The organism is Methylocystis sp. S23, assembly GCF_054106005.1.
In genome coordinates this window covers 1,007,402-1,019,382 of record NZ_CM134185.1, presented here as the reverse complement: position 1 = coordinate 1,019,382, position 11,981 = coordinate 1,007,402, and the positions used below count along the sequence as shown (strand labels likewise).

13 protein-coding genes are annotated in these 11,981 nt (G+C 65.4%); 8 read left to right on the top strand and 5 right to left on the bottom strand.

Going from position 1 to position 11,981, the window contains the following annotated elements:
• Nucleotides 1-2 precede the first annotated feature (2 nt).
• Entirely contained in the window at nucleotides 3-1,073 is a 1,071-nt protein-coding gene (gene ribA, locus ACV7JP_RS05285) for a GTP cyclohydrolase II RibA (protein ID WP_457798178.1), read from the bottom strand.
• An 89-nt stretch (nucleotides 1,074-1,162) separates the two neighbouring features.
• Between ribA and ACV7JP_RS05280 the strand changes: the two genes are divergently transcribed.
• Nucleotides 1,163-1,900 (top strand): RibD family protein, encoded by a 738-nt coding sequence (locus ACV7JP_RS05280; RefSeq protein WP_457798177.1) that lies wholly within the window; start codon nucleotides 1,163-1,165, stop codon nucleotides 1,898-1,900.
• Between the two features lie 14 nt (nucleotides 1,901-1,914).
• Entirely contained in the window at nucleotides 1,915-2,454 is a 540-nt protein-coding gene (locus tag ACV7JP_RS05275) for a cytochrome b (protein WP_457798176.1), read from the top strand.
• A gap of 33 nt (nucleotides 2,455-2,487) precedes the next feature.
• Here the strand turns inward: ACV7JP_RS05275 and ACV7JP_RS05270 are convergent, their stop codons facing one another.
• From ACV7JP_RS05270 to ACV7JP_RS05255, 4 genes are read right to left on the bottom strand one after another with little or no spacing between them, the layout of a single operon-like run.
• Nucleotides 2,488-3,300 carry a class I SAM-dependent methyltransferase gene (locus ACV7JP_RS05270; RefSeq protein ID WP_457798175.1) on the bottom strand — a complete coding sequence of 271 codons (813 nt, stop codon included), beginning with the start codon at nucleotides 3,298-3,300 and terminating at the stop codon, nucleotides 2,488-2,490.
• Entirely contained in the window at nucleotides 3,297-4,355 is a 1,059-nt protein-coding gene (locus tag ACV7JP_RS05265; RefSeq protein ID WP_457798174.1) for a glycosyltransferase family 4 protein, read from the bottom strand. The genes ACV7JP_RS05270 and ACV7JP_RS05265 overlap by 4 nt, the downstream gene beginning before the upstream one ends.
• Entirely contained in the window at nucleotides 4,352-4,756 is a 405-nt protein-coding gene (locus ACV7JP_RS05260) for a 6-pyruvoyl trahydropterin synthase family protein (protein WP_457798173.1), read from the bottom strand. The genes ACV7JP_RS05265 and ACV7JP_RS05260 overlap by 4 nt, the downstream gene beginning before the upstream one ends.
• 25 nt (nucleotides 4,757-4,781) lie before the next feature.
• Nucleotides 4,782-5,735: a zinc-dependent alcohol dehydrogenase gene (locus ACV7JP_RS05255; protein ID WP_457798172.1), complete on the bottom strand. Its 954-nt coding sequence runs from the start codon at nucleotides 5,733-5,735 to the stop codon at nucleotides 4,782-4,784.
• A gap of 141 nt (nucleotides 5,736-5,876) precedes the next feature.
• On the opposite strand from ACV7JP_RS05255, the gene mdoH reads away from it, so the two are divergent.
• From mdoH to ACV7JP_RS05225, 6 genes are all read left to right on the top strand, one after another.
• Nucleotides 5,877-7,664, top strand: coding sequence for a glucans biosynthesis glucosyltransferase MdoH (mdoH, locus tag ACV7JP_RS05250; RefSeq protein ID WP_457798171.1), 1,788 nt, complete (start codon nucleotides 5,877-5,879; stop codon nucleotides 7,662-7,664).
• Nucleotides 7,665-7,713: 49 nt separating this feature from the next.
• On the top strand, nucleotides 7,714-7,944 hold the full coding sequence (locus tag ACV7JP_RS05245) for a hypothetical protein (protein WP_457798170.1): 231 nt from the start codon (nucleotides 7,714-7,716) through the stop codon (nucleotides 7,942-7,944).
• Between the two features lie 272 nt (nucleotides 7,945-8,216).
• Nucleotides 8,217-8,726, top strand: coding sequence for a formaldehyde-activating enzyme (gene fae / locus ACV7JP_RS05240; RefSeq protein WP_457798169.1), 510 nt, complete (start codon nucleotides 8,217-8,219; stop codon nucleotides 8,724-8,726).
• A gap of 77 nt (nucleotides 8,727-8,803) precedes the next feature.
• A complete protein-coding gene (gene soxC, locus ACV7JP_RS05235) occupies nucleotides 8,804-10,066 on the top strand; it encodes a sulfite dehydrogenase (protein WP_457798168.1) in 1,263 nt (420 codons plus the stop codon).
• Complete coding sequence (locus ACV7JP_RS05230) at nucleotides 10,053-10,580, top strand: c-type cytochrome (protein WP_457798167.1); 528 nt, start codon at nucleotides 10,053-10,055, stop codon at nucleotides 10,578-10,580. The genes soxC and ACV7JP_RS05230 overlap by 14 nt, the downstream gene beginning before the upstream one ends.
• Before the next feature lie 797 nt (nucleotides 10,581-11,377).
• Complete coding sequence (locus tag ACV7JP_RS05225; protein ID WP_457798166.1) at nucleotides 11,378-11,923, top strand: GlcG/HbpS family heme-binding protein; 546 nt, start codon at nucleotides 11,378-11,380, stop codon at nucleotides 11,921-11,923.
• The last annotated feature ends 58 nt before the right edge of the window (nucleotides 11,924-11,981 follow it).

Genomic DNA, 11,981 nt, shown 5'->3' with positions numbered 1-11,981 from the left:
GCCTAATCGAGAAGATGTCCGGCGCGATCCCGCTTCGCGGCGAGGTATCGCATGTTGTGAGTGTTCCTTCGGCCGATAATCCGGTGGTCCGACGCGACGACGAGGCCGGCGGCCGCCAATGCGCCGATCTTCTTCGGATTGTTGGTCATGAGACGGACTTTCGAGACGCCGAGCTGCTTCAGCATTTCTCCGGCGAAGGCGAATGTGCGCCCGTCTTCGTCGAATCCCAGAATCTCGTCGGCGTCGAATGTGTCGAAGCCGCACGACTGAAGCTGATAGGCGCGGATCTTGTTGGAGAGCCCGTTTCCGCGTCCTTCCTGGTCGAGATACAGCAATATGCCGCCGCCATATTCGGTCATGTAGCGCACGGCGTGGCGCAACTGATCGCCACAGTCGCATTTGAGGCTGCCGAAAAGATCGCCGGTGAGACAGGCGGAATGCAGCCGCACGATGACCGGCTCTTCCAGCTTCGGCTGCCCGACTATGATGGCCACCTGATCGCGGAGTCCTTCTCCGCCCCGAAACAGCACGAATTCCGAATTCGGCGCGCCTTCGAGCGGGACCGGCGCGCGGCTCACAATGCGCAGGCGCCGCTCTCGCGCGCGGCGGAAGGCGTCGACATGCGACGCCGTCGTCGCGAGAAGTCCACGCGCCGCCGCGTCGGGCGCCGGAATGAGCAGCGCGGCCGGCAAGACATGGGCGAGGCGAAGAAGCTGCAATGCGCTTTCATAGAGGAACGGCGCGACCATGACGGGCGCGTCGAGACGGGCTTGCGGATCGCAGGCGAGCGTCGCGATGCGCGCGAGGTCGATCGATGGAAGCGCGACAAATCCCGCGCCTTGGCGCTCGGCGCCGAGGCGCTTCAGGCGAGCGGGCGCGAGCGCGAGATGCGCCGCGCCGCGCGCGATCGCTTCGATATGTTCGACATTTCCCGCCTCAAGGGATTCGACGCCGAGGACGAACACTTGGCGCGACTCGTCGCGTAGAAGGATCGGCCTTCCGGCCCGGACCTCGGCGATTGCGCGTTCGACCTCGATCTCCCCAATTGCTTCGCATCCGAATTTTTCGCTCATTCGATCCGCCTGTAAACTCCGGCGGTTGTAATACTACATAAAATTGGTAGGATAAATGGTCTCCAAAGAGATTATTCGGGAGTGAACGCGTGGAGCAGGTCGTCATCCGTTTTCCGCTCCCGGTTGACATGGAGCCCCAACTAAGAGCGATCTTCGCGCCGTTTCGGGAAGCCTCGCCCGAGCGCCCCTTCGTCGTCGGCCAGCTTGGCCAGTCGCTCGACGGCCGCATCGCGACCGCAAGCGGCGAGTCCCGCAATATCAGCGGCGCGGCGGCTCTGGACCATCTGCACCGGATTCGCGCCCATGTCGATGCGGTCGTCATCGGCGCGGGCACGGTCGTTGCGGACGATCCGCAACTCACCGTGCGTCGCGTTTCCGGCAGAAGCCCCGCGCGCGTCGTCATTGATCCGGCGGGAAGACTTGATCGAAACGGAAAATGGCTGGCGCAAGACGGCGCGCGGCGCATCCTCGTCACCGCCACGGATGCGATGACGCCCGACGGCGTCGAGACCGTCAGGATCGAAGCCCAAAACGGCGTCATCCCACCGGCCGCGATCATCGACGCGCTTTATGCGCGGGGATTGCGCCGAATTCTGGTGGAAGGCGGCGCGCGTACGGTCGCCGCCTTTCTCGAGAGCGGCTGCATCGACCGTTTGCATGTTCTGGTGACGCCTCTGATCATAGGGTCCGGTCGAACCGGTCTGGATCTTCCTCCCATCCAGCGACTCGATCTCGCCTTGCGGCCGCGATCGGAAGTTCATGTCCTCGGGGGCGGAGACGTGCTTTTCGACTGCGATTTCTCGGACCGCCGACAGGGCGCGAACTGAGCGAGGGGCGCGTCATGGCCGCGGATCGCGGTTACGGATTTCCGGCGAAATGCCTTCATTGGCTCGTCGCGCTTCTGGTTTTCTTCCTTGTCCCGTCGGGTCTCGCCATGGCGCGGCTCCCGCCGGGCGAGACGCAGGACAGGCTTTTCGTTCTTCATGAGTCTTTCGGCTTGACGGCGTTGGTCTTGACGATCTTGCGCGTTATCAACCGATGGCGTGCGCGGCCGGGGCCTGCGCCGGTTCTCTCGCGAATGGAGCGCCTGCTGTCGGTCGCGGTCCATCGCGCGCTCTACGCGCTCTTGCTCGCGACGCCGATCATCGGCTGGCTTGCCTTGTCGGCCTATGGGCTCGGGCCGTCTTTCTTCTGGGTCGGCGAAGGGCCGGCGCTTCTCGCCAAGGATTCGGGCTTGGCGAAAAGTCTCTTCCAACTCCATTTTTTCTGCGGCGCGCTGGTCGGCGCGCTGGCGCTTCTTCACATTGCCGGCGCCGTTATTCATGTTCGCAAGCGAGACGGATTCGTCTCGCGCATGTCGCTCTTCGGCAAACGCAGCTAATCGCGCCGCGAGGGGGGCGGATCGCGGCGCGCTTTATGCCGGCGCGGCGAAGAGGTCGAGATGGCCGATTTCACAGCGGGCGGCGATTCGCCGCGCCTGGCGCCAGTCTTCAACGACGGTCGGATCGAGCCGGCCGGTCTGGCCAATCGCCTGCGCCGCGCCATCGGCGAGGGCCATGATGAGCTCGCGATCGTCCTCGCCGAGCCGCCAGGGCGAATAGGCGGTCGAAACGCGATAGCCATGCGCCCGCAAGCATTCTTCGAGCGCGGCGCCGGCTCGCGGCCCGGCGGCGCGGCCAAAGCCCTTGTCTCGTCCCTGATGCGCATGAAAGGCGGCGAGCGCCGCCGCGTCCGCCGGATGAGGCGGCTCCCAGATTTCCTGACCCGAATAAGTGAGCGCGGCATAAAGCGGCAGCCGGCGCCGCGCGACTTCGCCGCAGAAGAACGAAATCCACTCTCGCGAAGCGAGATCGAAAAAGGCCGCGGAAGTTACGAGGTCGATCCGCCCCTCGAGAGCGGCCTCCGGCGCGCTTGCGAGATCGACGCAACGGAATGCGACATCCGCGAGTCGACGCCCGCGCGACTCGCGCAAAGCCGCCCATGCGGCGAGCGTCTCCCCCGCGGCGGCGAGCAAAACCGGATCGTAATCGACAAGCAGCCAGCTTTGCGGCGCAGCGATGAAGGGCGCGAGCCCGCGCAGATTGGAGCCGGTTCCGCCGGCGAGATCGACGACCGTCACATGCGCGCGGCCGGCGAAGTAGGACGAGACCTCGTCTCTCAGGCGCGGATTGCGGGCGCGATGGTCGGCGGCTTCGCGAAGGGCCAGCCATTCTTTCGAAAACGTCATATGGCGCGCGCTCCGACACGCCGCGCCGCTTCGACGATGATGCGAGCGGCGTTCTCCCAGCGGGGCAATCGCCGGCCGGCGCGCCAAGCGGCCTCGGCGAGACGGCGCCGCAAGGCCTCATTCGTCATGGCGAAACGCAGCGCCGATCGCAACGCCCCGCACTCTCCCGGCGGAACTTTCAAGGCCGCGCCGTCCGGAATGGTTTCCGCGGCGGCGCCGCCCGTCGTTGTGACGACGGGAAGGCCGTGCGCGAGCGCTTCGGCGAGCGCCATGCCGTATCCCTCGTAAAGCGACGACGAGACGAAGATGTCGGCCCCGTCAAAAAGCGCTTGCAGCGCGCCGCTGGAGAGCTCGCCGGCGAGATCGACTCGCGCCGTCAGGCCATGCGCCGAAATTAGCGCCTGTAGCGCGCGCGCCGTCCCGGGCGCGTGATCGCGGCTGCCGGCGATGGTCAGGCGCCAGTCGAGATCGGCGAGCCCGGCGAGCGCTTCGACGAGGATGTCGAAACCCTTGCGCGGGATGATCGAGCCGACAGCCAGGAGCGAGAGCGGATGCGCGGTTCCGCGCGCCCGGGGCGCAGGGTCCGTTCCCGGCGGCGCAATCGACATCTTGTCCGGCGGGACGCCGAAGCGGCTTTCGAGCGTCCCGCGCACATGCCGGCTCGTTACGATCACATGCGCGGCGGCGGCGAGAACGCGGCGCTCATTTTCCTCGAGGGCGGAAGCGCGCGCCCAGCTCAATCCGGCTTCAAGGCAGAGCGGATGGTGGCACAGCTCGATAACCGGCGCGCGAATCTCACGGATGGCGGCTTCCGGCAGGGCGCCGCAGGCGAGGCCGTCCATGAGAACGACGTCCGCCGGCCGATATGCATGATTGAGCGCCTCGACGGCGGCGGCGGCATCTTCCGGCGATGGGTTGGGAAAGCGCCCCGCGAGAGGAAGATGGATCATTTCCGCGCCGAATGCGCGAGCCGCGCCAAGGATGCGCCGGTCATATTCATAGCCGCCTGTCCGGGCGGAGAGATCGCCCGGTATCGCGAAAAGAATCCGCGTCACGCCGCGACAGGTCCCTCGAACCAGGCGCGGGCGACATGCGACTCGTGCAGCGTCACCCGGATTTTCGTGACGCCCTCGCCGCCGGAACCCAGCGCGCCCGAGCGCGCCGCCGCGGCCATGGCGTCGAAGACGTGGCGCGAGAGAAACTCGGTCGTCGTCTGCTTCCCCTTGAAAATCTCGATCTCGTCGAGATTCCGATAGTTCAATGGCGCGAGCGCCGCCTTCAAGGCGTCATGGGCGCGCCCGATATCGACGACGACCGCGTCGTCGGTCAGCGTCTCTCGAAAGAAGGCGACGTCCACGACGAAGGTCGCGCCATGCAGACGCTGCGCCGGGCCGAACAATTCTCCGCGAAAGCTGTGGGCGATCATGATGTGATCGCGAACCTCTACGGCATACATGCTTGTCTCCAGTCGAATGATGTTCTCAGTAGCGCACGACGGTTCCCAGACCGGACGCGCCGGCGGCGAGGATCGAGGAAAGCGCGTGCGGCAAATCGTCGAACGCGACCTCCCGCGTGATGAGCTCGTCGAGCCGCGCGTCGTCGAGCAGTTCGAGCGCCTTGTCGAGCCGGCGCGCATGAGGCCAGCGCGGGCGGCGCGTCGGCGCGACATGCCCGACCTGCGACGAAACGAGTCGCAAACGATTTGCGTGAAAGGCGCCGCCCAGGGGAATTTCGGGCGCGGCGTCGCCGAACCAGCTCGCCTCGACGATAACGCCTTCCAGCCCGGCGCATGCGAGCGCAAACGAAAGACCCTGCGCGGAGCCGCTCGTGTGAAAGACGGCGTCGGCTTGCATGGCCGGAGCGTCGATATCGGCGGGCGCGGCGAAGCGCGCCCCGAAGCGACGCGCAATGTCGCCGCGCGTCGGGTCGATATCCGTCACCGTAATCTCCGCGCCGGGAAGCCGCGCGGCGAGCGCTGCGATGAGAAGCCCCAGCACGCCGGCCCCGATGATCATGATGCGGTCGCCCGGCCCGGCGCCCGAGTCCCAGACGGCGTTCAGGGCCGTTTCCATATTCGCGGCGAGCGTCGCGCGTCGCGCGGGCGTCGTGGCCGGAACGGGCCGCAGCATGTCGATCGGCGCGATAAAGCGATCCTGGTGCGGATGCAGACAGAAAACCGTCTTGCCCAGCCAATCGGCGGGGCCGTCTTCCACGCGACCGACGGCGCAATAGCCATATTTCACGGGGAAGGGGAAATCGCCTTCCTGCATGGGCGCGCGCATGCGCGAATATTCCGACGGCGGAACGCGTCCCTCGAAGACGAGCCGTTCAGTGCCGCGGCTGATCGCGCTCCAGAGCGTCGCGACAAGGGCTTCGCCCGGCTCGCGAACGCGCAGCGGCGCCGGCCGGATCGCCGCCTCACGGGGGCCTTCCATCCAAAGAGCGCGCGCTGTTTTCTCAGTGCGGTTGTCGGATTTCATCTCGACCCTTGCGGGAGTCTCGTCTATCAAACCTGGAGAATTAACCGAAAGCCGTTGGCCGCGCCAGCGAATACTCCCTGCATTGAGTAGGAAATCATGTCTGTTCGCACGCCGGCCGGGTTGCAAAGCGTCGCGGAGCTCGCATGGCGGCGCCGTTTCGTCGCGGCGCTGGCGGCCGCCGTGTATGCCGGGCTGCTGCTTTGGCTCGGCGCCCTCTTGTCGCATGGGGGATGGAGCGCGGCGGATGCGGCGATCCTGGCGGCCTTCGCCGTCGCCGCGCCATGGAACGTTCTCGGCGTCTGCAACGCGGCGCTCGGCTTCTGGCTTCTGCATGGGCGCCGCGACGGCCTCTCTCAGGCCGCGCCTTTCATCGCCGCCGGAGAGGGCGGCGGCGCGCATCTGACGCAGCGCATCGCCATGCTCATGACGATCCGCAACGAGGACGCGGCGCGCGCGATCGGACGATTGCGCGCCGTCAGGGAGAGCGTCGACCGCACGGGCGAAGGCGGCTGGTTCGACTGGTTTGTCCTCAGCGACACGGATGATCCGACGATCGCCGCGGAGGAGGAGGCGGCCGTCGCCGCCTGGCGCGCCGAGGCGGGCGCCGATCGTCTGCATTATCGCCGGCGCGCCGACAATCGCGGCTACAAGGCCGGCAATATCCGCGATTTCTGCGAGCGCTTCGGCGCCGGCTTCGAGTTCATGGTTCCGCTCGACGCCGATAGCCTGATGGATGGGGAGACGCTCCTGTTCATGGCGCGCATTTGCGAAGCCCATCCGCGGCTCGGCATTTTGCAGAGCCTCGTCGTCGGCGCGCCGTCGCGATCCGCCTTCGCCCGCATCTTCCAGTTCGGCATGCGCCACGGCATGCGCAGCTATACGATGGGCGCGAGCTGGTGGAGCGGCGATTGCGGGCCCTTCTGGGGACACAACGCCATTGTGCGCATCGCGCCCTTTCACGAACATTGCGGCTTGCCGAGCCTAAAGAACGGAAGAGACATCCTCTCGCATGATCAGATCGAAGCCGTCCTGATGCGGCGCGCCGGCTTCGAGTCGCGGGCGCTTCCGATCGAGACGGGCAGCTATGAGGAAAATCCGCCAACGCTTCTGGATTTCGTCACGCGAGACCTGCGCTGGTGCCGCGGCAACATGCAATATGTCGGACTCTGGGGCCTGCCGGGGCTCCTGCCCATGAGCCGCTTCCAGCTTTTCTGTGCGGTGAGCATGTTCATCGGCGCGCCGGCCTGGACGGCGATCATTCTTCTTGCGCCCCTCGCCGCCGCGCAGGCCGCGAGCGATTTTCCGAGCGGGCCGCTGAAGGTCTTTTATCTGCTGTTTCTCGCGCTCCACGTCTCGCCGAAGCTCGCCGGCTTCGCGGATGTCGCCCTGACGCGCGGCGGATTACAGCGTTATGGCGGCGCTTTCCGATTTTTTCTCGGCGCGGCGATCGAGCTCGTGAGTTCCTTCGTCGTCGGCGCGACAACGAGTTTCAATGTCAGCTTGCTTTTGATCTCCCTGCCTTTCGGGCGCCCGCTCGATTGGGGCCGGCAGTCGCGCGACGCTCATGGCCTGAGCGTTTACGACGCGGCGCGCGCCCTCTGGCCGCACGCATTATTCGGCGTCGGATTGCTCGCGCTGGGGCTCGCTGTCTCGCCCCAATTGCTGATCTGGTCGCTGCCGGTCACCTTCGGCTATCTCGCCGCCATCCCCTTCGCGGTCGCCACGGCGTCGCCGCGCCTTGGCGCCTGCTTCGCCAAAATCGGATTATTTTCGACGCCAGAGGAACTTGCGGCCGGTCAACAGCTTGATAATCTCGAGGGGACGAATGATCGCGACGACGGCGCCCCGGGGGACGAGAAAAGGGCGCTTTTAATTTCATACTGAATGAGTATGATTATGTCGCGTGATTTGGTTCGCGGAGCTGGAGTTCCGAATGGCCGGGATGGTTCGATCTGGTCGTGCAAGCAGCAATGTGATCTGGCTCGACCTCAGGCGCGGCCGCCGCTTGCGCGCAGCTTCTCTTATGCCTGGTCTCGCCGCCATCGGCGCATTCGCTCTCTTGACCGGTCTGGCGGCCAATTTTCTGGCGGAAGCGATCGTCGCTTGGATCGGGCATGACCGAGCCTTTGCGTTGAGCCTGATTTCGGCGTCAAGCTTTCTGTAAGCTCGGCAAGGCGCGGCGGATGGGCGCGCATGGAAGCGTTCGGCGATCCGGCTGAAGCCGCCTTCCGGACCACGCTTCTCGATCGCGACCAAGGCGGATGGGCTTCGCCGTCGGATCGCGGGCGGCGTCCGCCTCACGGCGCCGCGGCGTAGTTCTTCGAAAGGATTTCGGGCCTCCGCGCATTTTCCTACTTGTCTTGTAGATAAATAAGATTAGCATCGCTTCCGCGCTTCATATCGAAGCCCTTTGTGTTCCCCAAGCAGGAAAGAAACATGGCGAAGATCAACAAGCTTCTGGTCGGCGAGTCGCTCGTGGGCGAAGGCAACGAGGTTGCGCATATCGATCTGATCATCGGGCCGCGCGGCTCCGCCGCCGAGCTCGCCTTCGCCAACGCGCTGGTCAACAACAAAGACGGCTTCACCACGCTCCTCGCGGTCGTTGCGCCGAATCTGCTGACGAAGCCGAACACGATCCTGTTCAACAAAGTGACGATCAAGGGCGCGAGGCAGGCCGTCCAGCTCTTCGGTCCGGCGCAGCATGGCGTCGCCAAGGCGGTGGCGGACTCGGTCGCGGAAGGCGTCATCCCCGTGGAGGAGGCGGATGATCTCTTCATCTCCGTCGGCGTCTTCATTCACTGGGAGGCGAGCGACGACAAAAAGATCCAGGACTACAATTATCACGCCACGAAGGAAGCCATTGCGCGCGCCGTCGCCGGCGAGCCGAAAGCCGCCGACGTCGTCGCGAAGCGCAACGACGTCAAACATCCATTCGCCGCGAACTGAGGGCCCCCAACCACCCGCGGCGGTGGCGGCCGCCGGCGCAATTTCGCGTCGGCGGCCGCTTTGCGCTCGAGATTTTCATGTCACGAAAGAAGAACATCCCGCGCGGCGTCGATTTTTCGGCAGGCGGCGGCCTTATCGACCGGCGCTGGTTCATTGCCGGCGCAAGCGGACTCTTTCTCTCCGAGCGCGGGCGCGCCGAGAGCCTGGTCGTCGAGCCTTGGATGAAGGAGCCGGGCGCGCCCTTTGCCGCCTATGGCGCGCCATCCCGTTTCGAAGAAAAAGTCGCGCGCGCATTCGTCAATCCGCCAAATACGCCAGGGGCCGGCGCCGCGCGCACGCCTTTGCATCGGCTGCAGGGAATGATCACGCCTAACGGCCTGCATTTCGAGCGCAGCCATAGCGGCGTTCCCGACATCGATCCCGACAGGCATCGGCTGCTCATTCACGGCCTCGTCCGGCGCCCGCTCGTTTTCGATCTCGAGGCGCTCTCCCGCTATCCGATGGAGTCGCGCATCGCCTTCGTCGAATGCGGCGGCAACAGCGCGGCGCTCAATCAGAAGGAGCCCGTGCAGGCCAATGCGCAAGCGCTGCACGGACTCGTCTCCTGCGCGGAATGGACCGGCGTGCGGCTGTCGACTCTGCTCGACGAAGCTGGCGTCGATCCGCAGGCGAGATGGGTGTTGGCCGAAGGCGCCGACGCGGCGAGCATGAGCCGCAGCGTTCCGCTCGCCAAGGCGATGGACGACGCGCTGATCGCGCTCTACCAGAACGGCGAGCGCATTCGCCCGTCCAACGGCTATCCGATGCGGCTGCTATTGCCGGGCTATGAGGGCAATATGCAGGTCAAATGGCTGCGGCGGCTGAAGCTGGTCGAGCAGCCTGTCATGACCAAGGACGAGACCTCGAAATACACATTGCTTCAGCCCGACGGCGTGGCGCTGCAATTCGTCTTCCCGATGGAGGCGAAGTCGGTGATCACCCATCCCTCGCCGGAGCTGACATTGAAGGCGCCGGGCTTCCATGAAATCTCCGGGCTCGCCTGGTCGGGCTATGGCAAGATCGCCAGGGTCGAAGTCTCCGCCGACGGCGGAAAGAGCTGGGCGCCGGCGGCGCTTCAGGAGCCCGTCCTCTCCAAGGCGCTCACGCGCTTTCGCCTGCCCTGGCGGTGGGACGGCGGGCCCGCCGTCCTGCAAAGCCGCGCCACGGACGAGACCGGAAATATGCAGCCGACGCGCGAGGCGCTGCTGGCGCGCCGCGGCCCGCGCGCGGTCTATCACTTCAACGCCATTGCGAGCTGGCGCGTCGGCGAGAAAGGCGACGTCAAACATGTCTATGCCTAGACTGGCGCTCTTCGTCTCGCTGCTTGCCGGCGCCGCCACGGGCGCCTTGGCCGAAAGCCCTGGCCTCGGCCGCGTCGTCACGCCGGAAGAGGCCGCCCGCTACGACATCAGCGTCGCGCCCGATGGCGCCGGCTTGCCTGCGGGCGGCGGAACCGCATCGCAGGGCCGCGCCGTCTATGAAGCGAAATGCCTCGCCTGCCATGGCGAGAAGGGCGCCGGGAAGCCGAACGACCAGCTCGTCGGCGGCTTCGGCACGCTCAAGGGCGATCAGCCGGCGGTCAAGACGGTCGGAAGCTTTTGGCCTTACGCCACGACGCTCTTCGATTATGTCCGCCGCGCCATGCCGTTCAACGCGCCGAAATCGCTTACCGACGAAGAGGCCTATGCCGTGGCGGCCTATCTTCTTCATCTGAACGGCGTGATCGACGAGAGCTTCGTCGTCGACGCGCGCTCGCTGCCCAAGGTCGAGATGCCGAACCGCAACGGATTTGTCCGGTTCGCGCCGGGGCAATGAAGTCAAATCCTGGTTGCGGCCTGGCCAAGGCGACCGGGGGAAGGTTTCCTCATCCCGCGGAGTGAGCGAAGCTCGCGTCTCGAAGGACGAGGAAACCTTCATTTCTCGTAATCTGGAGCTCGCCATCGCGCTTCGAGACGGCTCCTGCGGAGCCTCCTCATGCTTCGAGACGCCGCCTTCGGCGGCTCCTCAGCACGAAGGCGAGGTTTGTCCTCCTTCACTCGATCGCCCTGGCGGCTTGGCGGCTTGCCGAGGTTCTTTCGCGCGATAGATGGCGTTATCGGGCTAATGGCAGAAGGATTCTCGCCATGAACTCGATGCGCCTGATCCATTCGACGGCCGGAGCCGCTTTTGTCCTTGGGCTGTCAGTCGCGCCGTCATCCGCGTTCACGCCTGCGATCTATGACGACCGGCCTATTCTTGTGCGGCCGGCTCCCCACCATGGATGGCCCGGAGATTGCCCGACCTGCTACAAAGGGCACGACTTCGGTCGCGATTGTTTCCAGAATGTCTGGAATGGCTTTGAGTCAGTTTGGACGAATGTCTGCATCTGGGGATGGCATTAGGGTCGATACGCCCAGTCGCAGGCGTCATGAGAGCGCCCAATCTCCACCGTCATTGCGAGCCGAAGACGAAGCAATCCAGAGGCAGTGATGTGGCTCTGATTGCTTCGCTTCGCTCGCAATGACGGGGAAGACAATCGACGCTCCGGCTCTTGACGCTTAAATCATACTTATTTTATAGACTTTATGCCGCTCAAGCTCGAGAGCGCGATTGTTGAGGAGAAAGAGATGCGCATGAAATATTTCGAGGCCTTGGCGCTCATGCTTGCAATGATCGACCTCGCCTTCGCCCAGTCCCCCGCGCCGCAGCCGGCTCCGGCGCCCGGCGCGGCCGCGCAGACGCAGAACCCGCCTCCGCCGCCTGCGCGCGGTCCCGCCCTCGATCTCGCTGTTGAAGCCGCGCAGGCGGCGATCGAAGCCGGCAAGGCCGCCGATCAGAAAGTCGCCGTGAGCGTCATCGACTCCGCCGGCGTGCTCAAGGCGGTTCTGGTCTCCGACGGAGTCGGCCCCCGGGCCGTCCAGAACAGCAATTTCAAGGCGCAGGCCGCGCTCGCCTTCAAGAAGACGTCGGGCGAGCTCGCCGAACAGATCAAGACCGACAAGACGCTCGCCCAGCAGATCGCCGCCAATCCCAATTATTTCCCGCGCGCCGGCGCGATTCTCATCACGGTGAACGGCGAGATTATTGGCGCGATCGGCGTGGGCGGCGCGCGCGGCGGCGACAAGGACGAGCAATATGCGCTCGCCGGCCTGCAGCGCGTGCAGGCGCGGCTGAAATAAGCGTCCGCTTTCGATCATAAGATAGCGTGGCCGGCGCGTCGCCGCCGGCCTTTCCCGC

Excerpts from the sequence above, each read along its gene's own strand:
- ribA (WP_457798178.1), bottom strand. The coding sequence starts at position 1,073 with ATGAGCGAAAAATTCGGATGCGAAGCAATTGGGGAGATCGAGGTCGAA.
- ACV7JP_RS05275 (WP_457798176.1), top strand. The coding sequence starts at position 1,915 with ATGGCCGCGGATCGCGGTTACGGATTTCCGGCGAAATGCCTTCATTGG.
- ACV7JP_RS05270 (WP_457798175.1), bottom strand. The coding sequence starts at position 3,300 with ATGACGTTTTCGAAAGAATGGCTGGCCCTTCGCGAAGCCGCCGACCAT.
- ACV7JP_RS05260 (WP_457798173.1), bottom strand. The coding sequence starts at position 4,756 with ATGTATGCCGTAGAGGTTCGCGATCACATCATGATCGCCCACAGCTTT.
- ACV7JP_RS05255 (WP_457798172.1), bottom strand. The coding sequence starts at position 5,735 with ATGGAAGGCCCCCGTGAGGCGGCGATCCGGCCGGCGCCGCTGCGCGTT.
- mdoH (WP_457798171.1), top strand. The coding sequence starts at position 5,877 with ATGTCTGTTCGCACGCCGGCCGGGTTGCAAAGCGTCGCGGAGCTCGCA.
- ACV7JP_RS05245 (WP_457798170.1), top strand. The coding sequence starts at position 7,714 with ATGGCCGGGATGGTTCGATCTGGTCGTGCAAGCAGCAATGTGATCTGG.
- fae (WP_457798169.1), top strand. The coding sequence starts at position 8,217 with ATGGCGAAGATCAACAAGCTTCTGGTCGGCGAGTCGCTCGTGGGCGAA.
- soxC (WP_457798168.1), top strand. The coding sequence starts at position 8,804 with ATGTCACGAAAGAAGAACATCCCGCGCGGCGTCGATTTTTCGGCAGGC.
- ACV7JP_RS05230 (WP_457798167.1), top strand. The coding sequence starts at position 10,053 with ATGTCTATGCCTAGACTGGCGCTCTTCGTCTCGCTGCTTGCCGGCGCC.
- ACV7JP_RS05225 (WP_457798166.1), top strand. The coding sequence starts at position 11,378 with ATGAAATATTTCGAGGCCTTGGCGCTCATGCTTGCAATGATCGACCTC.